This window comes from Streptomyces amakusaensis, assembly GCF_039532665.1.
Taxonomy (GTDB): domain Bacteria; phylum Actinomycetota; class Actinomycetes; order Streptomycetales; family Streptomycetaceae; genus Streptomyces; species Streptomyces amakusaensis.
The window spans coordinates 190456-215589 of sequence record NZ_BAAASB010000002.1 but is presented as its reverse complement, the minus strand read 5'-3'; the positions used below and the strand labels follow the sequence as shown (position 1 = coordinate 215589).

The window sequence follows — 25134 nt, the reverse complement described above, 5'->3', positions numbered from 1 at the left end:
GTCCCGCACCGGGGGGACTCGCCCGCCATCCCCGCGCGCCGCCGGACAGGAAACGTCACAATCCGGGACACTCTGCGCATTAATCGCAAGAGGCGCACACCCGGGGAAAGGACGCGATCCCATGCCGGAGGCTGCATCCATCCGGACGTCCGCCGGTCTTCTCCCGTCCCTCGCCCCGCTGCTGCACAGCTGGCTGCCGCGCCAGCGCTGGTTCGCCGGCAAGGGACAGCTCGTCACCGGCTTCTCCCTGGTCTCGGCCACCGAGCTGCTGCCGCTCACCGGCCCGGGGCCCGGACTCCTCCATCTGCTGCTCGGCGTCCGCCGCCCCGCCGCCGGGACCTCCGCACGGGACTGCTACCAGCTCCTGCTGGGCGTACGCCACACCCTGCCGCCGCCGCTGGCCCCCGCGCTCATCGGCCGTCCGGCGGACGGACCGCTCGCCGGACGGACCGTGTACGAGGGGCTGCGCGACCCCCGGCTGGCGGAGCTGATCCTGGAGCGGCTGCGGACCCCCGGCAGCTGCGGGGCGCTGCGCTTCGACCGCTTCGACGGCGTCCCGGCCGTCCCCGGCGGGCTGCGGGCCAGACCGCTGGAGGCCGAGCAGTCCAACTCCTCCCTGGTCTACGGGGACGCGTACATCCTCAAGTTCTTCCGGCGCGTCCAGCCCGGCCCCAACCCCGATCTGGAACTGCCGCTGGCGCTGGCCCGGGCCGGCTGCGGCCTGGTGCCGACCCCCGTCGCCTGGTACGAGTCGGCCGACCCGCTGCCGTACACCCTGGGTGTGCTCCAGCCGTTTCTGCGCGGCACCCGGGACGGCTGGGTCCTCGCGCTGGACGCGCTGGCGGCGGGCTCGCCCTTCACCGAGGAGGCCCGGGCGCTGGGCCGGGTCACCGCCGAGGTGCACACCGCGCTCGCGGACGGGCTGCCCACCGTGGAGCTGCGCCGCCCGCACACCGAGCGGCTGGCGCGGGCGATGAACCGCAGGCTGGACGAGGCCGCGCGGGCGGTGCCCGCGCTGGGGCCGTACGCGCCCCGGCTGCGGGCCGCCTTCGACGCGATCGCCGGCCTCGGGCACGCGGGGCGCGGCTGGCGGGCCCAGCGGGTGCACGGCGATCTCCATCTGGGCCAGGCGCTCCACCAGGCCCCGCCGCCGGGCGGCGCGGGCCGGTGGTCGCTGATCGACTTCGAGGGCGAGCCCGCCCGCCCGCTGAACGAGCGCCGCCGGCCGCAGCCCCCGGTCCGGGACATCGCCGGGATACTCCGCTCCTTCGACTACGCGGCCCGCACCCACCGGCCGTGGAACCCGGCCTGGGCCGAGCACTGCCGGGCCGCCTACTGCGAGGGGTACGCCGAGGCAGCGGGCTCCGACCCGCGCGAGGAACCCGAGCTGCTGCGCGCGTACGAGACGGACAAGGCCGTGTACGAGGCCGTCTACGAGGCCCGGCACCGCCCCGACTGGCTGCCGGTGCCGATGGCGGCCATCGACCGGCTCGCCGCCGCGCCGCTCCGACCGACCGCGCGCTGAAGCCGAAGCACGACAAGCGCGCCGGACACCGCCGTACCACCGCACCGCCGAGGAGACCCGTGACCGCCCGCCCCCCGTCCCCCGCCCCCTCCACCGCCGCCACCCGGCGGCCCCGGCCCCGGCCCCGCTCCGGCGGCGGCCGGGAGCCGCGCCCGGAGCCGCGCCCGGCCCGGCCGCTCGAACCGGGCGAGCGGCACCGGCTGCTGAGCGGGGGCCACCACGACCCGCACTCCCTCCTCGGGGCGCACCCCGAGCCCGGCGGCCTGGCGGTACGGGTGCTGCGCCCCAGCGCCCGGGCCGTGACCGTGGTCGCGGACGGAGAAGGGGACGGGGTGCGGGCGCGGCTGTGCGACGAGGGCGACGGGCTCTTCTCCGGGGTGCTGCCGCCGGGGGCCGGCCCCGGCTACCGGCTGCTCGTGGCCTACGGCGAGGAGGGCGAGGACGCACCGGCGGCCGAGGCGCACGACCCGTACCGCTTCCTGCCCGCGCTCGGCGAACTCGATCTGCATCTGATCGGCGAGGGCCGCCACGAGGAGCTGTGGCGCGCGCTGGGCGCGCACCCGATGACCCATCAGGGCGTGGCGGGCACCCGGTTCACCGTATGGGCCCCCAACGCGCTGGGGGTGCGGGTCACCGGCGACTTCACCTACTGGGACGGCACCGGCTTCCCCATGCGGTCGCTGGGCTCCTCGGGGGTGTGGGAGCTGTTCGTGCCGGGGATCGGGGAGGGCACCCTCTACAAGTTCCAGATCATGCGCCCGGACGGCTCGCACACCGTGCGCGCGGACCCGATGGCGCGCCGCACGGAGGTGCCGCCCGCGACCGCCTCCGTGGTGACCGAGTCGCACCATGTGTGGCGGGACCAGGAGTGGATGGCGCACCGGGGCGATCTCCCCGTCCACGAGTCGCCCTTCTCGGTCTACGAGGTGCATCTGGCCTCCTGGCGGCCGGGGCTGGGCTATCGGGAGCTGGCCCGGCAGCTGCCCTCGTACGTGAAGGATCTGGGTTTCACCCATGTGGAGCTGATGCCGGTCACCGAGCACCCCTTCGGCGGCTCCTGGGGGTACCAGGTGACCGGCTTCTACGCGCCCACCTCGCGGATGGGCACCCCGGACGACTTCCGCCACCTGGTCGACGCGCTGCACCGGGCGGGCATCGGCGTGATCATGGACTGGGTGCCGGCCCACTTCCCGCGCGACGACTGGGCGCTCGCCCGCTTCGACGGCCGTCCGCTGTACGAGCCGGAGGACCCCTCCCGGGCCGACCATCCCGACTGGGGGACGCTGGAGTTCGACTACGGCCGCGCGGAGGTGCGCAACTTCCTGGTGGCCAACGCCGTCTACTGGTGCGAGCAGTTCCACATCGACGGGCTGCGGGTGGACGCCGTCGCCTCGATGCTCTATCTGGACTACTCGCGCGAGGAGGGCGGCTGGACGCCCAATGAGCACGGCGGCCGGGAGAATCTGGACGCGGTGGCCTTCCTCCAGGAGATGAACGCCACGGTCTACCGGCGCTGTCCGGGCGTGGTGACGATCGCCGAGGAGTCCACCGCCTGGGACGGGGTCACCCGGGCCACCCACCATGTGGGGCCCGGCGGCTTCGGCGGTCTGGGGTTCGGGCTGAAGTGGAACATGGGGTGGATGCACGACTCGCTGGGGTACGCGGCGCACGAGCCGGTGCACCGCAGATTCCACCACCACGAGATGACCTTCTCGATGGTCTACGCGTACAGCGAGAACTATCTGCTGCCGATCTCGCACGACGAGGTGGTGCACGGAAAGCGGTCGCTGGTGAGCAAGATGCCCGGCGACTGGTGGCAGCGGCGCGCCAATCACCGGGCGTATCTGGGCTTCATGTGGGCTCATCCGGGCAAGCAACTGCTCTTCATGGGGCAGGAGTTCGCCCAGGGTGCGGAGTGGTCGGAGGGGCACGGTCCGGACTGGTGGCTGCTGGATCCGTCCTACGCGGCGGAGCCGGACCACCGGGGCGTCCGGCTGCTGGTCCGCGATCTCAACGCGGTGTACGGGGCGACTCCGGCGCTCTGGCAGCGCGACTGCGTCCCCGAGGGTTTCTCCTGGGTGGCGGGCGACGCCGCCGACGACAATGTCTTCGCCTTTCTGCGCTTCGACGCCTCGGGGGCGCCGGTGCTGTCGGTGAGCAATTTCTCGCCGGTGGTCCGCGAGGAGTACCGGCTCGGTGTGCCGGGCTCCCCCGCCTGCTGGGAGGAGATCCTGAACACCGACGCGGAGCGGTACGGCGGCGGGGGTGTGGGCGGCGGCGCGGATCCGCTGAAGTCGGAGCCGGTGGCGAGCCACGGCCAGGGCACCTCGGTACGGCTGACGCTGCCGCCGCTGGCGACGGTGTGGCTGCGGCCGGTGTGAGGCTGCGGGCTCAGGGCACGAGGACTTCGGGCAGCTCGCCGGTGTGGACGACGGTCAGCCGCTGGGTGGCGCGGGTCAGCGCCACATAGAGGTCGCTGGCCCCGAAGAGCGCGGGCTCCACCACGATGACGGAGTCGAACTCCAGGCCCTTGGCCTGCCGGGGTTCGAGCAGGACGACATCGCGGGTGAGGTCGACCTCGCCCGGGAATGGGGTGAGGGCGGCCAGCCCGCCGTGCAGCCCGGCCGGGGCGATGACCGCGAGCCGTCCGCCCACGCCCTCGCCCCCGTCCTCGTCCTCGCCGCCGGAGCGCTCGCGGGCGACGGCCGCGAGCACCGTTTCGGCGAGCCGGGCGGCCGGCTCGGCGCGCTCGGTGCGGGGCGGGACGCCGGTGGAGCGGACCGAGCGCGGCGGCTCGAAGCCGGGCCGGTTCGCCCGGAGCACGGCGGCGGCCAGCTCCATGATCTCGGCGGGGGTGCGGTAGTTGACGCCGAGTCTGGCGAGCTGCCAGCGGTCGCCGACGTACGGCTGGAGGATCTTCTCCCAGGAGCCGAGCCCGGCGGCGTCCCCGGTCTGGGCCGGGTCGCCGACCAGGGTCATCGACCGGGTCGGGCAGCGGCGCATCAGCAGCCGCCACGCCATCGCGGACAGCTCCTGCGCCTCGTCCACGATGATGTGCCCGAAGGCCCAGGTGCGGTCGGCGGCGGCCCGTTCGGCGGCGCTGCGGTGGTCGGCCTCCTCGTGGCGGTCGGCCATCCGCTCGGCGTCGATGACGTCGTGCGCGGCGAGCAGCTCGGACTCCTCGTCCTCGAACTCATAGGTCTGGGAGCCCTCGGAGAGATCGAGGACGCCCTGTGCGTAGGCGATCCGCTCCTGGCGCTCGGCCTCGGCGGCGGCGAGCTCGGCGCTGTCGTCCGTGCCGAGGAGTTCGGCGGCCTCGTCCAGGAGGGGGACGTCGGCGGCGGTCCACTCGCCGGAGGTACGGCGGATCAGCGCCGCGTCCTGCTCCGGAAGCTGCCGCTCCGGCTCGGCGAGCAGCCCGGCGACGAGCTGTTCGGGGGTGAGGGCGGGCCACAGCTCCTCGATGGCGGCGTGGACGTCGGCGCTGGTGGCGATCTCCTTGCCGACCTGGGCGAGGTCGTCGGGGCCCAGCAGATTGGGCCCGCCGTAGGGGTCCGCGCCGATGCGGTCGGCGAGCTGCCGGGTGAGGGCGTCGATGATCCGGAAGGCGAAGTGCGGGCGGGCGAGGTTGTGCGGCAGTCCGGTGGAGCGGGCGCGGTCGCGGGCCTCGTACGCCATCTCGCGGTGCAGCAGGAGGGTGCCGTACTGCTCATGGTCGATCTCCAGGGCGGCTTCGGGCACCGTCCCGGTGTCCTCGAAGTCGAGGTCGGGCACGGTCTCGGGGAGGGTCTGCCGGTCGGCGACGGCGCGGGCGAGCACCTCGGCCATGGCGGCGCGGCCCTTCACCTCGGCGGCGGCGGGGGTGTCCGTGCCGGTGGCCCGTACGCCGGGGAACAGCTCGGCCGTGGTGGCGAGCAGCACGCCGGTCTCGCCGAGCGAGGGCAGCACCTCGCCGATGTAGCCGAGGAAGGCGGGGTTGGGCCCGACGATGAGGACGGCGCGCCGGGCGAGCTGCTCCCGGTGCGCGTAGAGGAGGTACGCCGCGCGGTGCAGCGCGACGGCCGTCTTGCCGGTGCCCGGGCCGCCCTCGACGACGAGGACGCCGTGGCGCGGGGCGCGGATGACGCGGTCCTGCTCGCCCTGGATGGTCCGGACGATGTCGGCCATCCGCCCGGTGCGGGCCGCCCCGAGCGCGGCGAGGAGGACGGCGTCGCCGCCGGGGTCCTCGTGGCCGGTGCGGGTGGCGTCGCCGAGATCGAGGATCTCGTCGTGGAGCGCGGTGACGGTGCGCCCCTCGGTGGTGATGTGGCGGCGGCGGCGCAGCCCCATCGGCTCGTATCCGGTGGCGAGGTAGAAGGGGCGGGCGACGGGTGCGCGCCAGTCGACGAGAAGAGGGGTCCGCTCCGCGTCGTCCTCCCGGATTCCGATACGGCCGATGTGGTGGCTGGCCCCGTCGCGCAGGTCGAGCCGGCCGAAGCAGAGCCCGGACTCGACGGCGTTGAGCGCGGCGAGGTGCCCCGTGTACTCGGCCATGCTCACATCCCGCTCCACCCGGGCCTGACGGCCGGTGCCGGTCTGCGCGGCCGTGCCGCGCACGGCGTTCTCGACCTGCTCGCGGAGCGCGTCGAGGCGCTGGTGGAGAAGGGAGACGAATTGCTGTTCGCCCTGCAATTCCACGGTTGACAATTCAGCTCCAGAAGCGTTATGGTGTAACCAGTGAGTGTTTCCATGTTCTTTATTCATGCAGACATGGAAACGTTAAATATACTCAGAACGCAGGCCCTTCCGTCAATTCGGTGGGGCTATTTTCATGCCCGCGTGCGGACACTTCGACAGCCCGGCCCAGCGGCCTCGCACCCACACCGGCGAGATCGTCACGCGGTGATAACCGCTCGCGGCGGCGGGCCCGGCAGCCGCCCGCCACTCCCCCGCGCCCCCGGCGGAGCCGCCCTCCCGGCCCTCAACCCGCCTGCGCGAAAGCCATGTTGAGGACGGCGGCCCGAGGGCCTCGCCCGCGCCCCGGCGGCCCGGCGCACGGATCCCGGCCGCGCGGAGCACGAAACCGCTCTACAACCATTCCGGTCCGCCGGGCATCAAAGGTGCGACGGGGTGCCACAGAAGGCCCCGCTATGAACACTTCCATCCCGAAGAGGTCGTATGCGCCACAAAGAGCAGCCAGTGCCGGGAGCCGGGGCAGCCCCGAAGGGCGTCCGCACCGCGGAGCGGCTCGCCCGGAGCAATCCCGAATCGTCCTGGCCGGTCAACGCGTATCGCCGGGCCCTGCCGGTGCGGGTGCGCCGGGGAGTGGCGCGCGTGGTCTCCCGGGAGGTCCGCTCGCAGACCAAGCAGCTGCTCTCCGCCTGGCCGAGCGTCGGCCCCGGGCTGAGCACCGCCCGCGCCGAGCGGGAGATACGGCGGCACCCGCGTCCGCTGCTCGGCGCGGACCGGCGCGTCGGCAGGGTGCGCGGAGTGCCGAAGGTGCTGCTCACCGGTGCCGCCGTCACCCCTCTCCAGGCGCGCAACGACAACGCGGCGGCGGTCTGCGGGGCGCTGGACGGCGCGGGGGTGGACTACTTCTGGGTACGGGGACGGCGCAATGACTCGGCGGTGATCGCCGTACCCGCGAAGGAGCGCGCGCGGGCGTACACGGCGCTCGCCGGGCTCTGCGAGCGGCTGCCCGGCTATGTCTCCGCCATGGACGGCCGCACGGCGACCCCCCGCGAGTCCGCGCCGGGGTTCGCCCCCGCCACCTGGCGGCGGCTGGCGACGGCCGGGGTGATCCGGATGACCTGGTACCACAGCGATCCGACGGGCCGGCTGACGCTCGGCCCCAAGTACGGCTGCGACATCGAGTTCTGGACCGAGGAGGAGGGCCGTCTCCGCGCGCCCCGGCCCCAGCCGGTGGCCGACGAGGTGCCGGTCGCGGACGCCCCCGTCTGGGAGTCCGGGGCGCTCTTCACCCGGCTCGCCGCGCCCGGCGCGGCGCTCCCGCTCGTGCGCACCCGCCGGGAGTTCGCCTCGCCCCGGCCCGACGACATCCGCTTCCCCGTCGACGTCGTCTACACCTGGGTCGACGGACAGGACCCCGAGTGGCTGCGCCGGCGGGAGCTGGCCCAGGGCCGTCCGTACCACGAGGAGGCGGCGAACACCGCCCGGTTCGCCAGCCGTGACGAGCTGCGCTACTCCCTGCGCTCGCTGCGGCAGAACGCGCCCTGGGTGCGCAGGATCTTCCTGGTCACCGACGATCAGACGCCGTCCTGGCTGGACACCTCGGCGGAGGGTCTCACCGTGGTGAGCCACAAGGAGATCTTCACCGACCCCGGTGTGCTGCCGACCTTCAACTCGCACGCGATCGAGAGCCAGCTGCACCACATCGAGGGCCTGTCGGAGCACTTCCTCTACTTCAACGACGACATGTTCCTGGGCCGCCCGGTCACCCCCCAGGACTTCTTCCACGCGAACGGGCTGACCAAGTTCTTCCCCTCGCCCGCCCTGATCCCCATGGGCGCCCCGGGCGACGAGGACGTGCCGGTCTCCGCCGCCGGGAAGAACAACCGGACCGTGCTCGACTCCCGTTTCCACACGGTGATCACGCACAAGATGAAGCACATCCCCTACGCCCTGCGGCGCAGTGTGCTGGCGGAGATAGAGACCGTCTTCGCGGACCGCCACCGGGCCACGGCGGCGGCCCGCTTCCGCAGCCTGGACGATCTGTCGATCGCCTCGTCCTTCCACCACTACTACGCCTACCAGACCTCCCGGGCGGTCCCGGGCCAGGTCAGCTACGCCTATGTCGACCTGGCCCACCCGGACACCGCCCGGCGGCTGGGTCAGCTGCTGGCGCGCCGCAACCGGCAGGCGTTCTGCGTCAACGACACCATCTCCACCGACGAGGAGGTGGAGGGGCAGCGGCAGCTGCTCGAACCCTTCCTGGAGGCGTACTTCCCGGTGCCCAGCCTCTTCGAGCGCGCCCCGGGGACCACCGGGAGCGGGCCGGCTCCGCTCAGCGGCTGAGCGCGGAGTCCAGCTCCTGGAGCAGCCTGCGCCGGGGCCGGGCCCCCACCATCGAGGCCACCGGCTCCCCCGCGCGGAACACCATCAGGGTGGGCGTCGACAGCACCCCGTAGCGCACCGTCGTCTCCGGGTTGGCGTCCACGTCGAGCCGGACCACCTTGAGCCGGCCGGCCTCCTCGCGGGCCACCGCGCCGAGGACCGGGGCCAGCTGGCGGCAGGGTCCGCACCAGTCGGCCGTGAACTGGACCAGCACCGGGAGCGGCGCGTCCAGCACCTCCGTACCGAAGTCCGCGTCCGTCACTCCGGCGACCCCGTCCGTCTTGATCGTCATGTCGTCCCTCCGAATTCGCACCGTGGCACCGGACCGGCGGCGAACTCCGCCTCGGCCCGGGCGAGTTCTGTTCCCACCTGGGCGCGGACCGACCGGAGGCGCTCGATGAGCGCGTCCAGTTCGGCGACCTTGGCCCGGTAGACGGCGAGCGAGGCGGGGCAGGAGTCGCCCGCGGGATGGCCCGCGCGCAGACACTCCACGAACGGACGGGTCTCCTCCAGCTCGAACCCGAAGTCGCGCAGGGTCCGGATCTGCTGGACCAGCAGGAGATCGCCGTCGTCGTAGTCGCGGTAGCCGTTCACCGCGCGCCGCGCGGGCAGCAGCCCGCGTGCCTCGTAGTAGCGCAGGGTCCGGGTGGTGGTCCCGGCCCTTCGCGCCAGCTCGCCGATTCGCATGCCGCCGACCGTAATCCTTGACGTCGGCGTCAAGGCAAGGAAGGAAGGAGGGAGGGAGGACAAGGAAGGGCGGACGGAAGGGACGCCGGGTCAGGGGTTGACGAGCGCCTCGTGCGTGCTGGACCAGTCGTCGGCCGCGTGGCCCAGCGCGATCGCCCGGTCGGTCGTCTTCTTGATGCCCGCCAGCTGGGCGACGTCCAGCCCCCGGGCCTTCGCCGCGTGGAGGATGTGGTCGACGGAGACGGCCATCACACCGAGGTTGGCCTGCGCGCCCGGGTAGGAGCCCGCGTCGATGTTGGCGGCCGAGCCCTCCAGCACCCACGGCAGGATCTGGGTGATGGTGCCCATGTACGGGGCGACGTCGGAGGCCTTCACACCCTCGGACGTGGCCAGCGAGAGCCCGTGCACCAGGCCGGAGATCGCGCCGTAGAAGTAGTCCAGCAGGGAGAGGTCGTAGACGGCGGCCAGGCCCGCGTCCTCGCCGACGTAGACGGACTTTCCGCCGAGCACCTTCAGGGCGGACTCGTGCCGCTCGAAGGACTCGCGGGAGCCCGCGTAGAAGAGCAGCGAGTCGGGGGCGCCGATGGCGACGGTCGGGACCATCACCGCGCCGTCGAGATAGGCGATCGAGTGCTCCGCCGCCCAGGCGGCGGCGGCGCGGGCGCGCTCCGGCAGGTCGGAGGTGACATTGACCAGGACCCGGCCCCGGAGGGCGCCGGCGAGCGGGGCGAGGACCGACTCCGAGGCGTCGTAGTCGAAGACGCAGACGACGACCAGTTCGCCGGCGCGCACGGCCTCCTCCGCGGTCGCGGCGACGGTCGCGCCCCGGGCGGCCAGGGCGTCGCCCTTCCCCGGGGTGCGGTTCCAGACGGTGGTGGGATGGCCCGCCGCGAGGAAGGCGCCGGCCAGGGCGCTGCCCATCGCGCCGAGGCCGATAACGGTGACAGAGGTCTTCTCAGAGGTCGTTGCCATGCCCAACATCGTTTCCTGGCGCACCCGTTGCCACAAGTACCTACTAAAAAGTTAGGTACTTACCAAAAGGTAAGTGTCAGGATCCCGTCCCCGGCCCCTCAGGGGAGATCGCTCCGGCCGCCCAGATTGTCGATCATCCGGCGCAGCACATCGAGCGCGGCGGTGTACTCCTCGGTGCTGATGCCCTCGTGGATCCGCCGGGTGGCCTCGGCCGTCCGGGCCGCCGCCCGGGCGCGGCCGGCCGCTCCCGCCTCCGTCAGGGTCAGCCTGCCCCCTGCGGGCTCGGAGAGCCAGCCCCTGCCCACGAGATCGTCGAAGACTTCGCCGAAGTCGGTGTCCTGGTCGTCGAAGGTGACCAGCCGGTCGGCGAGCGGTCCGCGCTCCCAGTGACCGGGGCGGGCGGCGGCCTGGTTGAGGATCCACCAGTGCGGCTGGGTGAGCCGCTCCTCGGCCAGCCCGGCGCGGATGCGGGCGACGATCGTGCGGTAGGCCTCGCCGCTCCAGTAGCCGATGGGCTGGGCGGCCAACTGCTGTTCCGTGTAGGTCTTCATGGAACGACCGTAGAAACTCAAGCGAGCTTGAGGTCAAGGAGGACGAGGAGGTCAAGGAGACCGAGGAGGTCGAGGAGGTCGAGGGGCGCGGTGCGAAGGCCCCGGAAACGCGGAATCCCGCGCCCGCCCTCCCCAGTGGGGGAAGGGGAGGGAGGCGCGGGTGTCCTGGCGCTCGGGTCCGGCGTCAGACCTTGGCCTTCGCGTCCGTGTCCGCGCGCTGCGAGGGCACGGCCGCGGGCTCGGCGGCGGCAGCGGTGTCCGGAGCCTCGGGGGCGGGCCCGCCGTGTCCGTCGTCCAGCAGAGTCTTCTCGTCGAACGGCAGCCGCCCGGCGAGGACCTCCTCCACCCGCGCCTTGTCGATCTCCTTGGTCCAGGTGCCGACCAGCACGGTCGCCACCGCGTTGCCCGCGAAGTTGGTCAGCGCCCGCGCCTCGCTCATGAAGCGGTCGATACCGACGATCAGACCGACGCCGTCGACCAGCTCGGGGCGGTGCGACTGAAGACCGCCCGCGAGCGTCGCCAGACCGGCGCCCGTGACACCCGCCGCGCCCTTGGAGGCGATGATCATGAAGATCAGCAGCGAGATCTGCTCGGACGCGCTCAGCGGGTCGCCCATCGCGTTGGCGATGAAGAGCGAGGCCATCGTCAGATAGATCGCGGTGCCGTCGAGGTTGAAGGAGTACCCCGTCGGAACGGTGATGCCCACCACCGGCTTGCTGACGCCCATGTGCTCCATCTTGGCGATGAGCCTCGGCAGCGCCGACTCCGACGAGGAGGTGGAGAGGATCAGCAGGAACTCGCGGCCCAGGTACTTCAGCAGCGCGATCAGATTGACCCCGGCGACCAGCTTCAGCAGCGCGCCCAGCACCACGAAGACGAAGAGCGCGCAGGTGACATAGAAGCCGATCATGATGACGGCGAGCGACTTCAGCGCGTCGATGCCGGTCTCGCCCACCACGGCCGCGATCGCGCCGAACGCGCCGATCGGAGCCACCCACATGATCATCGCCAGCACGCGGAAGACCAGCCGCTGGATGTGCCCGATGCCGCGCAGGATCGGCTCGCCCGCCGCGCCCATCGCCTGGAGGGCGAATCCGGCCATCAGCGCGACCAGCAGGGTCTGGAGCACCTCACCGCCGGTGAAGGCGGAGATCATCGTGGTGGGGATGATCCCCAGCAGGAAGTCCACGGTGGACTCGCCGCCCGCGCCCTCGGCGGCCTTGCCGCCGGCCTCACGGGTGGCCTCGGTGATCTGGAGACCGGAACCCGGCTCCACGAAGTTGCCCACCAGCAGACCGATCGCGAGCGCGACGGTCGACATCACCAGGAAGTAGCCCAGCGCCAGCCCGCCGACCGCGCCGACCTTCGCGGCCTTGCGCACCGATCCGATGCCCAGCACGATCGTGCAGAAGATGACCGGCGAGATCATCATCTTGATGAGATTGACGAACCCTGTGCCGATGGGCTTCAGCTCGACGGCGACTCCCGGTGCCACGAAGCCCACGGTGATGCCGAGCACCACCGCCGCGATGACGGCGATGTACAGATAGTGCGTACGGTCCCTTCTGCCTGCCTCAGCAGCCACGGGGTCCCTCCTCAAACAAAAAAGTGAAAACCGCTCCACGTCCCATATGGATTTCCGCGACTATCCATCACGCTTGTGACCCCGGTCACCCTTACGTGCGTTTCGTTCATACGAAACGCGACAGGCAGACTGTCAGCCATGCGCATACCCCGCCCCCGCAGCCTCGCGGGACAGCTCTTCGCGATGCAGGTCGTCCTGGTCGCCGCGGTCGTGGCGGGCTGCGCCCTCTTCGCCTATCTCACCGACCGCGCCCAGGCCGAGGAGACCGCCCGGCTCCAGACCATCGCGACCGCGACCGCCGTCGCCCGCTCCCCCTGGGTGATCTCCGCGGCCGGCTCCGCCGACCCCTCCCGGGCACTCCAGCCGTACGCGGAGGGGCTGCGCCGCGCCGCCGGCGTCAACTTCGTCGTGGTGATGTCCCCGGACGGCACCCGCTGGACCCACCCCGAGACCGAGGAGATCGGCCGCGAGTATCTGGGCCACACCGAGCAGGCGCTGCGCGGCGAGACCTACAGCGAGAAGCACCTCGGGGTGCTCGGCCCCTCCATCCGCACGGTGGTCCCGGTCTACTCCGACGGCGAGGTGGTCGGCCTGGTCAGCGCGGGCATCACCATCCAGCGGATCAGCGAGCAAATGCGCAAGCAGGTCGCCGCGCTGCTCGCGACGGCGGGCGGGGCGCTGGCGCTCGGCGGCGCGGGCACCTATGTGATCAACGCCCGGCTGCGGCGGCACACCCACGGGATGAACGCGACCGAGCTGAGCCGGATGCACGACTACCACGAGGCCGCGCTGCACGCCGTGCGCGAGGGGCTGCTGATGCTCGACGGGCGGCGCAGGATCGCCCTGGTCAACGACGGCGCGCGGGAGCTGCTGGGCCTGGACGGCGCGGCCGTCGGCCGCCCGGTGGCCGATCTCGGGCTGCCCGCGCCGCTGACCGGGGCGCTGCTGGCCTCCGAGCCCCGGGTGGACGAGGTGTATCTGACCGCCGACCGGGTCGTCGTCGTCAACACCAGCCCGGTGGTCGGCGGCGAGCACCGGGGCACGGTGGTGACCCTGCGCGACCACACCGAACTCCAGTCGCTCTCCGGGGAGCTGGACTCGGAGCGCAAGTTCAGCGAGGCGCTGCGCTCCCAGGCCCACGAGGCGGCGAACCGGCTGCACACCGTGGTCTCGCTGATCGAGCTGGGCCGTACCGACGAGGCCGTCGACTTCGCCACGGCGGAACTGGAGCTGGCCCAGGTGCTGACCGACCGGGTCGTCGGCGCGGTCGGCGAACCGGTCCTGGCGGCGCTGCTGCTGGGGAAGGCCGCGCAGGCCAATGAGCGGGGGGTGGAGCTGGTGCTCGCGGAGGACAGCAGGATCGACGACGGGGTGCTTCCCCCCTCGCTGCCGGCCCGGGACCTGGTGACGATCCTCGGCAATCTCATCGACAACGCGGTGGACGCGACGGCGCGCGACACCGTCGGCCCGGGCCCCTGCGCCCGGGGCGGCGTCCCCGCCCGGGGGCGGGTCACCGTCACCGCCCGCGCCGACCGGGACGAGCTGCTGATCCGGGTCCACGACACGGGCGCGGGCGTCGATCCGGACCGGGCCGAGACGGTGTTCAGCCGGGGCTGGTCCACCCGGGGCGCGGGCCGGGGCCTCGGCCTCGCCCTGGTCCGGCAGGCGGTGCACCGGAGCCGGGGCACGGTGGTGCTGGGCCGGGGCCCGGACGGCGGCGCGGAGTTCACCGTACGGCTGCCCCTGAACACGGCGAGTCCCGGCACCGGCCCCCAGACCACTCGTACCCCGACCCCGACCAGCGCGAAGGCCCCCGAATGAGCACCGACGCCGACTCCCTCAGAGTGCTGGTGGTCGAGGACGACCCCGTCGCCGCCGACGCGCACGCCCTCTATGTCAGCCGTATCGGCGGTTTCCGCGTCGCCGGGGTCGCCAACTCCCGCGCCGAGGCGGTCCGGGTGCTGGAGCGGACCCGGGTCGATCTGCTGCTGCTCGATCTGTATCTCCCCGACGGCCACGGGCTGCATCTGCTGCGGTCGCTGCGCGCTGCCGGGCATCCGGCGGACGTCATCGCCGTCACCTCGGCCCGCGATCTGGCGATCGTGCGCGAGGGCGTCTCGCTGGGGGTGGTGCAGTACGTCCTGAAGCCCTTCACCTTCGCCACGCTCCGGGACCGGCTCGCCCGGTACGCGGAGTTCCGCGCGGCGGCGGGCGAGGCCAGCGGCCAGGACGAGGTGGACCGGGCGCTCGGGGCGCTGCGCGCGCCGCAGGGCGGGGCGCTGCCCAAGGGGCTGAGCGGTCCGACGCTGGAGGCGGTGACCCGTTCGCTGCGGGACACGGCGGCCGGGCTCACGGCGGCGGAGGCCGGGGCGGCGGTCGGCATCTCCCGTATCACCGCCCGCCGTTATCTGGAACACCTGGTCACCGAGGGCCGGGCGGCGCGGAGTCCGCAGTACGGGCAGATCGGTCGGCCGGAGCTTCAGTACCGCTGGATTCCCGCCAACCACTGACCGCCGCCGGGGAGTTGGGGCGCGCACGCCTGCCCGATGGACGTACGACCGTGCCCCGCGCGGGGGATTGACCCTCCCGGCGGCCGGTCCTACGGTCGCACGGCAGCCCGCTCAGCGAGCCGGTGTCCGGCTCGGAGGAGGTCGTGCCCGTGCGTCCCACCGCCCCGCTGATCCTCGCCCTCTCGTTCACCCTCGCGGCGACCGCCGCGCTGGCCGGCTGCGGCAGCGGCTCCGGCGGCGGCCCCGAGACCGTGAAGGTGGTCTACAAGCGCTCCACGGACAACGCGAACCGTTTCATGGACCGCCATCTGGAGTCGGTGAAGCGGCAGTTCGAGAAGGCGCACCCGGGCCGGAAGGTGAAGCTGGTCCCGGTCCAGGCCCCGGACGACGACTACGCCGCCAAGACCCAGCAGATGATGCGCTCCCCCAGGACCGCGCCGGATCTGGTGTACGAGGACACCTTCCGGCTCGGCGCGGACATCGAGGCCGGTCATCTCAAGCCGCTGGACGACCGGGTGGCGCGGTGGAAGGAGTGGGGGCGGTTCGCGGAGCGCGCGAAGGATTCGGTCCGGGGCGCGGACGGCCACATCTACGGGGTGCCGGACGGCACCGACACCCGCGGCCTCTGGTTCGACAAGGCGGTCTTCGCGCGGGCGGGGCTGCCCGCCGACTGGCGGCCGGGGAGCTGGGCCGAGCTGCTGGACGCGGCCCGTACCGTCAAGCGGAAGGTCCCCGGCGTCATCCCGCTCAATGTCTACACCGGCAGGGCTCCCGGCGAGGCGGCGGTGATGCAGGGCTTCGAGATGCTGCTGTACGGCACCGGGGCCGATCCGCTGCTCGATCCCCGTACCCGGAAGTGGGTGACCGGCGGCCGGGGCTTCACCGACGCCCTCGAATTCGTCCGCACGGTGTACGCGGAGAAGCTCGGCCCCGACCCCTCGGACGCCCTCGATCCGCACATCGCCACCCGGGTCGCCACCGAGTGGCTCCCCCGGGGGAAGCTCGCGATCGCGCTCGACGGCTCCTGGCTGGGCCAGCACTGGTCCGGCGAGGGCGCGGCCCGCTGGCCCGGGTGGAGCGGCGCGCTGGGCCGGGCCGCGATGCCCACCCAGTACGGGCAGTCCCCCGGCAAGGTGTCGATGTCCGGCGGCTGGGCCTGGTCGGTCCCCGCCAAGGCCGCCAACCCCGATCTGGCGTTCGCGTTCGTCGAGACGCTCCAGACCCGGGCCAACGCGACCCGCTGGTGCGTGGTCGGCGCGCAGATCGCGGTACGCGAGGACGTGGCGGCCGATCCGGAGTATCTGGCCTCCATGCCCGGCGTCGGCTTCTTCACCGGGCTCGTCCGCCACACGCACTACCGGCCGGCGCTCCCCGTCTATCCGCAGGTCTCCTCGGCGATCGGGGAGGCGATGGAGCGGGTGACGACGGGGGACGCCACTGCGGCCGGGGCGGCGAGAGCGTACGACGAACGGCTGCGCACCATCGCCGACGGCGCGGTCACCGGCGGGTGAGCGCCCGGACGGAACACACGCGCCGCTGGGCGCCGATCGCCCCCGCCACCGCTCTGCTGCTGCTCTTCCTCGCCGGGCCGATCGGCTACTGCGTCTGGATCGCCTTCACCGACGCCCGGCTGACGGGCGCTTCCGACGCCGGTTTCGTCGGCCTGGACAACTTCCGCCGGGCCTTCGCCGACGACGGGTTCCGCAACGCCGTCGCCCTCACCCTCGTCTTCACCTTCGTCTCCGCCGTGATCGGGCAGAACACCCTGGGGCTGGCGCTGGCCGGGCTGATGCGGGCGGCCTCCCGGCCCGTGCGCACCGTCACCGGGGCGCTGGTGATCGCGGCCTGGGTGGTGCCGGAGATCGTCGCCGCCTTTCTGCTCTACACCTTCTTCCGCCGGGAAGGAACGCTCAACGCGGTGCTGGACCAGCTGGGGCTGCCCGCCCAGAACTGGCTGTACACTCTGCCGATCCTCGCGGTCTCCTTCGCCAATGTCTGGCGCGGCACCGCCTTCTCGATGCTGATCTACTCGGCGGCGCTGGCCGGGGTCGACCGCGATGTGGTCGAGGCCGCGAAGGTCGACGGCGCGGGCCCGGTGCGCCGGCTCCGGCACATCACCCTGCCGATGATCCGCCGCTCGATCGGCACCAATCTGATGCTGAACACCCTCTCCACCCTGTCGGTCTTCGGCCTGATCTGGGCGATGACCCGAGGCGGCCCCGGCGGTCGCAGCGAGACCCTTCCGGTCTTCATGTACGACCAGGCCTTCCTGAAGAGCCTCATCGGCTACGGCACGGCGGTGGCCCTGCTCCTGCTGCTCGTGGGAGCGCTCTTCTCCCTGCTCTATCTGCGGCTCCTGAAGGCCGAGGTCTGATGCGCCGACCCTCGACCACCCGCCTCGCCGCCGACGCCGCCCTCCTCCTCACCGCCGCCGCCTTCGCCCTCCCTCTGGTGTGGCTGCTCCTCGCCTCGGTCGACCCCTCCGCCGACTCCCGCGTCCGCGCCCCCTCCTCCGTCACCACCGGCCACTTCACCGCCGTCCTCACCGACGAGATCACCTTCACCCCCATGCTCAACAGCCTCCTGCTGTGCGGCGGCGCCACCCTCGTCTCGACGCTCTGCGCGGCCCTCGCCGCCTACCCCCTCTCCCGCCACCGCTCCCGCTGGGGCCGCGCCTATCTCCTCACCATCCTCTTCACCACCTGCCTCCCCATCACCGCGATCATGGTCCCGGTCTACGGCCTCTTCGTTCAGGTCAACCTGATCGACACCATGCACGGGACGGCCCTCTTCCTCGCCGCCGCCCAACTCCCCTTCTCCATCTGGCTCATGAAGAACTTCATGGACTCGGTGCCTGTCGCCCTGGAGGAGGCCGCCCGCACGGACGGCGCGTCCGGCCCGCAGATCCTGCTCCGGGTGGTGCTGCCACTGATGGGCCCCGGGCTGACGGTCGTCACCGTCTACACCTTCATCCAGCTCTGGGGAAACTTCTTCGTCCCCTTCATGCTGCTCCTGACCCCCGATCAACTCCCGGCCTCCGTCACCGTCTTCACCTTCTTCGGCAACCACGGGACCGTGGTGTACGGGCAACTGGCCGCCTTCTCGCTGCTCTACTCCACCCCCGCGCTCCTCCTCTACCTGCTGATCGCCCGCCGCCTCGGCAACGGGTTCGCCCTGGGCGGGGCGGTCAAGGGCTGAGCGGTCCGTGCACCTACTACCCCCGATGGTAGACTGTGAGAAAGTAGGAATGTTGGAGAGTCGAAAATTAACTAAATCCTGGGTAGTCTGGTAGCAGGAAAGACATGGAAAGGTGACAGTGGGAGGACATCCATGGCTACGGCTACGTTCCAGACTCGCCTGCGCGACAAGGGTCAGCTGACACTGCCCGCGCGCGTGCGCGAAGCGCTGGGGGTCTCCCCAGGTGACGAGCTTGAGTTCGAGGTCAACGACGCCGGCGTCGTCGAGATCCACGGGCTGAGAAAGATCCGCTCCGACCAGGCCTGGTTCTGGCGGAAGGAGTGGCAGGACGGCGAGCGCCTGGCCGACGAGGACATCGCCGCCGGGCGTACCACCGTCCACGAGGACGCGGACGCCATGTTCGCGCATCTCAACGCAGACGACTGACCCCTAGCTCCAGGAGGCCCGATTGCCGACGTTTGCAACGACTGCCCACTTCAAGCGCGACTTCAAGAGGCTCAGCCCTGAGGAGAAGAAGCGCTTCGAGTATGTCATCCAGAACAGGTTCGTTCCGGATGTGGCAAGGGGGCAGTTCCGGCCCGGCCTCCGGGTCAAGCCTGTACAGGGTGTCCATGTCCCTGAGGGCGAGAGCCCCATCATGGAGATGACCTGGGCGCCGGACGGGCGCGCCACCTGGCAGTTCGGGACCGCGGTCCGTGAGGGTGAGCCGCACGTCGTATGGCGTCGGGTCGGGGGGCACGAGATTTTCGTTCCCGGGCCCGCCTGAGGAAGCGGACAGCCCGCCACCGTTGTCACGGTGGCGGGCTGCTCTGCGCTCGGCGCGGCGGCCGGTGGCTCAGAAGACCGACTCGGCCTCGTACATCCGCTCCGTCGGGACGGTCTTGAGACGGGTCACCGCGTCCGCCAGCGGCACCATCACGACGTCGGTGCCGCGCAGGGAGGTCATCCTGCCGAAGTCGCCGCGGTGGGCGGCCTCGACGGCGTGCCAGCCGAAGCGGGTGGCGAGGACGCGGTCGTAGGCGGTGGGGACGCCGCCGCGCTGGACGTGGCCGAGGATGACGGGTTTGGCTTCTTTGCCGAGGCGGTGTTCGAGTTCGGAGGCGAGGCGGTTGCCGATGCCCTGGAAGCGCTCGTGGCCGTACTGGTCGATCTCGCCCTTGCCGTACTCCATGGAGCCCTCGGCGGGGTGGGCGCCTTCGGCGACGCAGATGACGGCGAACTTCTTGCCGCGGGAGAAGCGCTCCTCGACCATTTTGACGAGGTCTTCGACCTGGAAGGGGCGCTCGGGGAGGCAGATGCCGTGGGCGCCGCCGGCCATGCCGGACTCCAGGGCGATCCAGCCGGCGTGGCGGCCCATGACCTCGACGACCATGACGCGCTGGTGGGACTCGGCGGTGGTCTTGAGGCGGTCTATGGCCTCGGTGGCGACGGTGACGGCGGTGTCGAAGCCGAAGGTGCGGTCGGTCGCGGAGATGTCGTTGTCGATGGTCTTGGGGACGCCGACGACGGGCATCCCGGCGTCCGCGAGCATCCGGGAGGCGGTGAGGGTGCCCTCGCCGCCGATGGGGATGAGGACGTCGATGCCGTAGCGGCGCTGGAGCTCGCCGCAGTTCTCGGCGGCCTCGCGGAGGCGGTTGCGCTCCAGACGGGCCGAGCCGAGGATGGTGCCGCCGCGGGCGAGGATGCCGCTGACCGCGTTGAGGTCGAGGGGGCGGTAGTGGCCGTCGAGCAGCCCCTTGAAACCGTCCTCGAATCCGATGACCTCGTCGCCGTGACCCGTCAGGGCCCGGTGCACGACCGACCGGATCACTGCGTTCAGTCCGGGGCAGTCGCCCCCTGCGGTGAGAACTCCGATACGCATCGTGCTGTGTCTCCTGCTCCTCGGGTGGTACACGTGACCCTGGCGTCAATTGTTCCATGGGCCGTGTGGGGCTGCGCTCCCGCCCGCCGGGGTGCGGACGCGGGATGGCGCGGGGCCCGGTCGCCCCAAGGGCACAGGGCTCACCGGCCCCACCCGGCCCGGCAGGCGCATTAGCCACCGCCAGAGGTATTGTCAAGAGGTAAAGCCGCCGTCCAGCGGTTTTTTTGTACGGCCTTTTGTACGAGCTGTCACCGGGCAGCTGTCGGACAACAGGGACTGTTGAGCGAACACGGACAGGAGAGCACGCGTGACGCGCAGCGTGTACGTGACCGGCATCGACCGCGGGGACGGCCGGCAGGTCGTCGAGCTGGGAGTCATGGAACTCCTCACCCGCCAGGTGGACAGGGTGGGCGTCTTCCGCCCGCTGGTGCACGACGGTCCCGACCGGCTCTTCGAGCTGCTGAGGGCGCGCTACCGGCTGACCCAGGACCCGGCGTCCGTGTACGGCCTCGACTATCACGAGGCCTCCGCGCTCCAGGCCGAGAAGGGCACCGACGAGCTGGTCTCCCGGCTGGTCGACCGCTTCCACCAGGTGGCACGGGAGTACGAGGTGGTGCTGGTGCTCGGCACCGACTTCGCGCACACCCAGCTCCCCGACGAGCTGGCGCTGAACGCCCGGCTCGCCAATGAGTTCGGCGCGTCCGTGATCCCGGTGGTCGGCGGCAAGGGCCAGACCGCCGAGTCGGTACGGGCCGAGGCCCGCAACGCGCACCGCGCCTACGAGGCGCTCGGGGCGAATGTGCTCGCCATGGTGGTCAACCGGGTCGCCCCCGGGGACCGCGCGGTCATATCCGAGCGGCTCGCGGCCCGCCTCCCCGTGCCCTGTTACGTACTGCCCGACGAGCCCGCGCTCGCCGCGCCCACGGTCTCCCAGATCACCCACGCGCTGGGCGGCACCGTGCTGCTCGGCGACGACTCGGGCCTGGCCCGGGACGCCCTCGACTTCGTCTTCGGCGGCGCGATGCTGCCGAACGTCCTCAAGGCGCTGACCCCCGGCTGCATGCTGATCACCCCGGGCGACCGCGCCGACCTGGTGGTCGGCGCGCTGGCCGCCCACTCGGCGGGCACCCCGCCGATCGCCGGGCTGCTGCTCACCCTCGACGAGCGCCCGAGCGAGGAGATCCTCACCCTGGCCTCCCGGCTCGCCCCCGGCACCCCCGTGATCTCGGTGCCCACCACCAGCTGGCCGACGGCCGCCGAGCTGTTCGGCCTGGAGGGCAAACTCAACGCCTCCACCCCGCGCAAGGCGGAGACCGCCCTCGGGCTCTTCGAGCGCCATGTCGACACCGGCGAGCTGCTCGCCCGGCTGGCGGTGGTCCGCAGCGGCCATGTCACCCCGATGATGTTCGAGCACGAGCTGCTGGAGCAGGCCCGCGCCGACCGCCGCCGGGTGGTGCTCCCGGAGGGCACGGAGGAGCGGGTGCTCTGGGCGGCCGATGTGCTCATCCGCCGCGACGTCTGCGACCTGACCCTCCTCGGCGACGTCGAGACGATCCGCAAGAAGGCCGCCGACCTCGGCATCGACCTCAGCGCCGCCCAGCTCATCGACCCGAACACCTCCGAGCTGCGCCAGGGCTTCGCCGAGCGGTACGCCCAGCTCCGCGCCCACAAGGGCGTCACCACGGAGCTGGCGTACGACGTGGTCGCGGACGTGAACTACTTCGGCACCCTGATGGTCGAGGAGGGCTTCGCGGACGGCATGGTCTCCGGCTCGGTGCACTCCACGGCGGCCACCATCCGGCCGGCCTTCGAGATCATCAAGACCCGGGCGGACGCCGCGATCGTCTCCTCCGTCTTCTTCATGTGCCTCGCCGACAAGGTGCTGGTGTACGGGGACTGCGCGGTCAACCCGGACCCCAACGCCGCACAGCTCGCGGACATCGCCGTGCAGTCGGCGGCGACCGCCGCCCGCTTCGGTGTGGAGCCCCGGATCGCGATGCTCTCGTACTCCACCGGCACCTCCGGCTCCGGCGCGGACGTCGACAAGGTGCGGGAGGCGACCGAGCTGGTGCGCGGCTCGCACCCGGAGCTGCGGATCGAGGGTCCGATCCAGTACGACGCGGCGGTGGAGCCCACCGTGGCCGCGACCAAGCTGCCGGAGTCGGAGGTGGCGGGACGGGCGACCGTGCTGATCTTCCCCGACCTGAACACCGGCAACAACACCTACAAGGCCGTGCAGCGCTCGGCCGGCGCGGTGGCGGTGGGGCCGGTGCTCCAGGGCCTGCGCAAGCCGGTGAACGACCTGTCCCGGGGCGCGCTGGTGAGCGACATCGTGAACACCGTAGCGATCACCGCGATCCAGGCCCAGCCGCAGGCCGCGCCCGCCCCCTCCGCCTGACCCGCCCCTCATCCACGAAAGACACAGAAGGCCCCATGACAGCGACCCGAGTCCTCGTCCTCAACTCCGGCTCCTCCTCGGTGAAGTACCAGCTCCTCGACATGCGCGGCGGTGCCCGGCTGGCGGTGGGCCTGGTCGAGCGGATCGGTGAGGAGACCTCCCGGCTGGTGCACACCCCGCTGCTCGGGGACGCCGGCGGCAAGCGGGAGCGTACGGCTCCGATCGCCGACCACGGGGCCGCGCTGAAGGCGGTCGCCGAGGAGCTGGCCGCCGACGGCCTGGGCCTGGACTCGCCGCAGCTGGCGGCGATCGGCCACCGGGTGGTCCACGGCGGGCTGAGGTTCACCGAGCCGACGGTGATCGACGAGGAGGTGCTCGCGGAGGTGGAGCGGCTGGTGCCGCTCGCCCCGCTGCACAACCCGGCGAACATCACCGGCATCCGCACCGCCCGGGCGCTGCGGCCCGATCTGCCGCAGGTCGCGGTCTTCGACACCGCCTTCCACACGACGATGCCGGAGTCGGCGGCGCGCTACGCCATCGACACGGAGACCGCCGACAAGCACCTGATCCGGCGCTACGGCTTCCACGGCACCTCGCACGCCTATGTCGCGCGGGAGACGGCCCGGCTGCTGGGCAAGGCCCCCGAGGACGTCAATGTGATCGTCCTGCACCTCGGCAACGGCGCGTCCGCCTCGGCGGTGGCCGGCGGGCGGTGCGTGGACACCTCCATGGGGCTCACCCCGCTGGAGGGGCTGGTCATGGGCACCCGCTCCGGCGACATCGACCCGGCGGTGACATTCCATCTGATGCGGGTGGCGGGGATGTCCACTGATGACATCGACGTACTGCTGAACAAGAAGAGCGGTCTGGTCGGTCTCTGCGGCGACAATGACATGCGGGAGATCCGCCGCCGGATCGACGCGGGCGACGAGCGGGCACAGCTCGCTTTCGACATTTATATACACCGTTTGAAGAAATACATCGGCGCGTACTACGCGGTCCTCGGCCGGGTGGACGCGATCGCGTTCACCGCCGGGGTCGGCGAGAACGCGGCACCGGTGCGCGAGGCCGCGGTGTCCGGGCTCGAAGAGCTGGGCCTGGCTCTGGACAGCGGACTCAACGCGGAGCGGTCGGACGGGGCACGGCTCGTCTCGACGCCGTACGCGAGGGTCGCGGTGGCGGTGGTTCCCACGGACGAGGAGCTGGAGATCGCGCGCCAGACCTTTGCGCTGGTCTCCGAAAATGCACTCGGCTGAGCGGGGTCCCGCCCACTTGTACATTCCGCCGGCCGGAATATTCCGACTCGAAACAAACCGATAGGATCCGCCTTATGCGCCGTTCCAAAATCGTCTGCACACTGGGCCCCGCCGTCGACTCGTATGAGCAGCTGAAGACGCTCATCGAGGCCGGAATGAATGTGGCCCGCTTCAACATGAGCCATGGCTCCCACGGGGAGCACGAGGCGCGGTACCACCGCGTCCGCAAGGCCTCCGCGGACACCGGCCGCGCGGTGGGCGTCCTCGCCGACCTCCAGGGTCCGAAGATCCGCCTGGAGACCTTCGCCGAGGGTCCCGTGGAGCTGATCCGCGGCGACGAGTTCACCATCACCACCGAGGACGTGGCGGGTGACAAGTCGATCTGCGGCACCACGTACAAGGGTCTGCCCGGCGATGTCTCCAAGGGCGACCAGATCCTGATCAACGACGGCAACGTCGAGCTGCGCGTGGTCGAGGTCGTCGGCCCCCGGGTGAAGACGATCGTGGTCGAGGGCGGTGTGATCTCCGACCACAAGGGCATCAACCTGCCCGGCGCGGCGGTCAACGTCCCGGCGCTCTCCGAGAAGGACATCGAGGACCTGCGCTTCGCCCTGCGGATGGGCTGCGACATGGTCGCGCTCTCCTTCGTGCGCGACGCCCACGACATCAAGGACGTCCACAAGGTGATGGACGAGGTGGGCATCCGTGTCCCCGTCATCGCCAAGGTGGAGAAGCCGCAGGCCGTCGCCCACATGGAAGACGTCGTGATGGCGTTCGACGGTGTGATGGTGGCCCGTGGCGACCTCGCGGTGGAGTACCCGCTGGAGAAGGTCCCGATGGTGCAGAAGCGCCTCGTCGAGCTGTGCCGCCGGAACGCCAAGCCGGTGATCGTGGCGACCCAGATGATGGAGTCGATGATCACCAACTCGCGTCCGACGCGCGCCGAGGCCTCCGACGTGGCGAACGCGATCCTGGACGGCGCGGACGCGGTGATGCTCTCCGCCGAGTCCTCGGTGGGCGCCTACCCGATCGAGACCGTCAAGACGATGTCGAAGATCGTGACGGCCGCCGAGAACGAGCTGATGTCCAAGGGCCTCCAGCCCCTGGTCGCCGGCAAGAAGCCGCGCACCCAGGGCGGTTCCGTCGCCCGTGCGGCCTGCGAGATCGCGGACTTCCTGGACGGCAAGGCCCTGGTCGCCTTCACCAAGTCCGGTGACACGGCCCGCCGTCTCTCCCGCTACCGCGCGTGTCAGCCCATCCTCGCCTTCACCACCGAGGAGTCGACCCGCAACCAGCTCTCCCTGAGCTGGGGCGTCGAGGCGTTCGTCGTTCCGCACGTGGCCAACACCGACGCCATGGTGGACCTGGTCGACGCCGAGCTGCACAAGCTCCAGCGCTACAACGACGGCGACACCATGATCATGACCGCCGGCTCGCCCCCCGGCGTCCCGGGCACGACCAACATGGTCCGGGTGCACCACCTGGGCAACGAGGCGTAGTCCTCCGTACCATTCGCTGTCGGCCGCGGGCCGTGCGTC

At 71.7% G+C, this 25134-nt stretch carries 20 protein-coding genes; 13 read left to right on the top strand and 7 right to left on the bottom strand.

Going from position 1 to position 25134, the window contains the following annotated elements:
• Nucleotides 1–121: 121 nt before the first annotated feature.
• Together ABD371_RS03535 and glgB are read left to right on the top strand one after the other, a co-directional pair.
• Nucleotides 122–1525 carry a maltokinase N-terminal cap-like domain-containing protein gene (locus ABD371_RS03535; RefSeq protein WP_344472536.1) on the top strand — a complete coding sequence of 468 codons (1404 nt, stop codon included), beginning with the start codon at nucleotides 122–124 and terminating at the stop codon, nucleotides 1523–1525.
• A 59-nt stretch (nucleotides 1526–1584) separates the two neighbouring features.
• Complete coding sequence (gene glgB / locus ABD371_RS03530) at nucleotides 1585–3906, top strand: 1,4-alpha-glucan branching enzyme (protein WP_344472534.1); 2322 nt, start codon at nucleotides 1585–1587, stop codon at nucleotides 3904–3906.
• A gap of 10 nt (nucleotides 3907–3916) precedes the next feature.
• Here glgB and ABD371_RS03525 read toward each other — a convergent pair whose 3' ends face one another.
• A complete protein-coding gene (locus ABD371_RS03525; RefSeq protein WP_344473189.1) occupies nucleotides 3917–6196 on the bottom strand; it encodes a HelD family protein in 2280 nt (759 codons plus the stop codon).
• A 486-nt stretch (nucleotides 6197–6682) separates the two neighbouring features.
• On the opposite strand from ABD371_RS03525, the gene ABD371_RS03520 reads away from it, so the two are divergent.
• Complete coding sequence (locus ABD371_RS03520; protein ID WP_344472531.1) at nucleotides 6683–8539, top strand: stealth family protein; 1857 nt, start codon at nucleotides 6683–6685, stop codon at nucleotides 8537–8539.
• Here ABD371_RS03520 and ABD371_RS03515 read toward each other — a convergent pair.
• From ABD371_RS03515 to ABD371_RS03495, 5 genes are all read right to left on the bottom strand, one after another.
• Entirely contained in the window at nucleotides 8529–8870 is a 342-nt protein-coding gene (locus tag ABD371_RS03515; protein ID WP_344472528.1) for a thioredoxin family protein, read from the bottom strand. The genes ABD371_RS03520 and ABD371_RS03515 overlap by 11 nt on opposite strands.
• Nucleotides 8867–9265, bottom strand: a complete 399-nt coding sequence (locus ABD371_RS03510; RefSeq protein ID WP_344472526.1) for a MerR family transcriptional regulator — start codon at nucleotides 9263–9265, stop codon at nucleotides 8867–8869. Before ABD371_RS03510 ends, ABD371_RS03515 begins: the two co-directional genes overlap by 4 nt.
• A 90-nt stretch (nucleotides 9266–9355) precedes the next feature.
• The gene (locus tag ABD371_RS03505; RefSeq protein ID WP_344472524.1) at nucleotides 9356–10237 is read right to left on the bottom strand and encodes an NAD(P)-dependent oxidoreductase; all 882 of its coding nucleotides are present in this window, start codon (nucleotides 10235–10237) and stop codon (nucleotides 9356–9358) included.
• 98 nt (nucleotides 10238–10335) lie between these two features.
• Nucleotides 10336–10788, bottom strand: coding sequence for a MarR family transcriptional regulator (locus ABD371_RS03500; RefSeq protein ID WP_344472521.1), 453 nt, complete (start codon nucleotides 10786–10788; stop codon nucleotides 10336–10338).
• Between the two features lie 184 nt (nucleotides 10789–10972).
• A complete protein-coding gene (locus ABD371_RS03495) occupies nucleotides 10973–12373 on the bottom strand; it encodes a cation:dicarboxylate symporter family transporter (protein ID WP_344472520.1) in 1401 nt (466 codons plus the stop codon).
• 138 nt (nucleotides 12374–12511) lie between these two features.
• Between ABD371_RS03495 and ABD371_RS03490 the strand changes: the two genes are divergently transcribed.
• The 7 genes from ABD371_RS03490 to ABD371_RS03460 all read left to right on the top strand — a co-directional run bounded on the left by ABD371_RS03490 (nucleotide 12512) and on the right by ABD371_RS03460 (nucleotide 18847).
• Nucleotides 12512–14194 carry a sensor histidine kinase gene (locus ABD371_RS03490; RefSeq protein ID WP_344472518.1) on the top strand — a complete coding sequence of 561 codons (1683 nt, stop codon included), beginning with the start codon at nucleotides 12512–12514 and terminating at the stop codon, nucleotides 14192–14194.
• The gene (locus ABD371_RS03485; RefSeq protein ID WP_344472517.1) at nucleotides 14191–14883 is read left to right on the top strand and encodes a response regulator; all 693 of its coding nucleotides are present in this window, start codon (nucleotides 14191–14193) and stop codon (nucleotides 14881–14883) included. The genes ABD371_RS03490 and ABD371_RS03485 overlap by 4 nt, the downstream gene beginning before the upstream one ends.
• A gap of 149 nt (nucleotides 14884–15032) precedes the next feature.
• Nucleotides 15033–16394 carry an extracellular solute-binding protein gene (locus ABD371_RS03480; protein ID WP_344472516.1) on the top strand — a complete coding sequence of 454 codons (1362 nt, stop codon included), beginning with the start codon at nucleotides 15033–15035 and terminating at the stop codon, nucleotides 16392–16394.
• A complete protein-coding gene (locus ABD371_RS03475; RefSeq protein WP_344472514.1) occupies nucleotides 16391–17257 on the top strand; it encodes a carbohydrate ABC transporter permease in 867 nt (288 codons plus the stop codon). Before ABD371_RS03480 ends, ABD371_RS03475 begins: the two co-directional genes overlap by 4 nt.
• Nucleotides 17257–18081 carry a carbohydrate ABC transporter permease gene (locus ABD371_RS03470; protein WP_344472513.1) on the top strand — a complete coding sequence of 275 codons (825 nt, stop codon included), beginning with the start codon at nucleotides 17257–17259 and terminating at the stop codon, nucleotides 18079–18081. The genes ABD371_RS03475 and ABD371_RS03470 overlap by 1 nt, the downstream gene beginning before the upstream one ends.
• 132 nt (nucleotides 18082–18213) lie before the next feature.
• Nucleotides 18214–18507: an AbrB/MazE/SpoVT family DNA-binding domain-containing protein gene (locus tag ABD371_RS03465; RefSeq protein WP_344472511.1), complete on the top strand. Its 294-nt coding sequence runs from the start codon at nucleotides 18214–18216 to the stop codon at nucleotides 18505–18507.
• 22 nt (nucleotides 18508–18529) lie between these two features.
• Nucleotides 18530–18847: a hypothetical protein gene (locus ABD371_RS03460; protein ID WP_344472510.1), complete on the top strand. Its 318-nt coding sequence runs from the start codon at nucleotides 18530–18532 to the stop codon at nucleotides 18845–18847.
• A gap of 69 nt (nucleotides 18848–18916) precedes the next feature.
• On the opposite strand, the gene ABD371_RS03455 is transcribed toward ABD371_RS03460, so the two are convergent.
• The gene (locus tag ABD371_RS03455) at nucleotides 18917–19942 is read right to left on the bottom strand and encodes an ATP-dependent 6-phosphofructokinase (RefSeq protein WP_344472509.1); all 1026 of its coding nucleotides are present in this window, start codon (nucleotides 19940–19942) and stop codon (nucleotides 18917–18919) included.
• 307 nt (nucleotides 19943–20249) lie between these two features.
• On the opposite strand from ABD371_RS03455, the gene pta reads away from it, so the two are divergent.
• From pta to pyk, 3 genes are all read left to right on the top strand, one after another.
• Complete coding sequence (gene pta / locus ABD371_RS03450) at nucleotides 20250–22340, top strand: phosphate acetyltransferase (RefSeq protein ID WP_344472507.1); 2091 nt, start codon at nucleotides 20250–20252, stop codon at nucleotides 22338–22340.
• Nucleotides 22341–22375: 35 nt separating this feature from the next.
• Nucleotides 22376–23596, top strand: a complete 1221-nt coding sequence (locus tag ABD371_RS03445) for an acetate kinase (protein WP_344472506.1) — start codon at nucleotides 22376–22378, stop codon at nucleotides 23594–23596.
• 74 nt (nucleotides 23597–23670) lie between these two features.
• Nucleotides 23671–25095: a pyruvate kinase gene (pyk, locus tag ABD371_RS03440; protein WP_190123337.1), complete on the top strand. Its 1425-nt coding sequence runs from the start codon at nucleotides 23671–23673 to the stop codon at nucleotides 25093–25095.
• The last annotated feature ends 39 nt before the right edge of the window (nucleotides 25096–25134 follow it).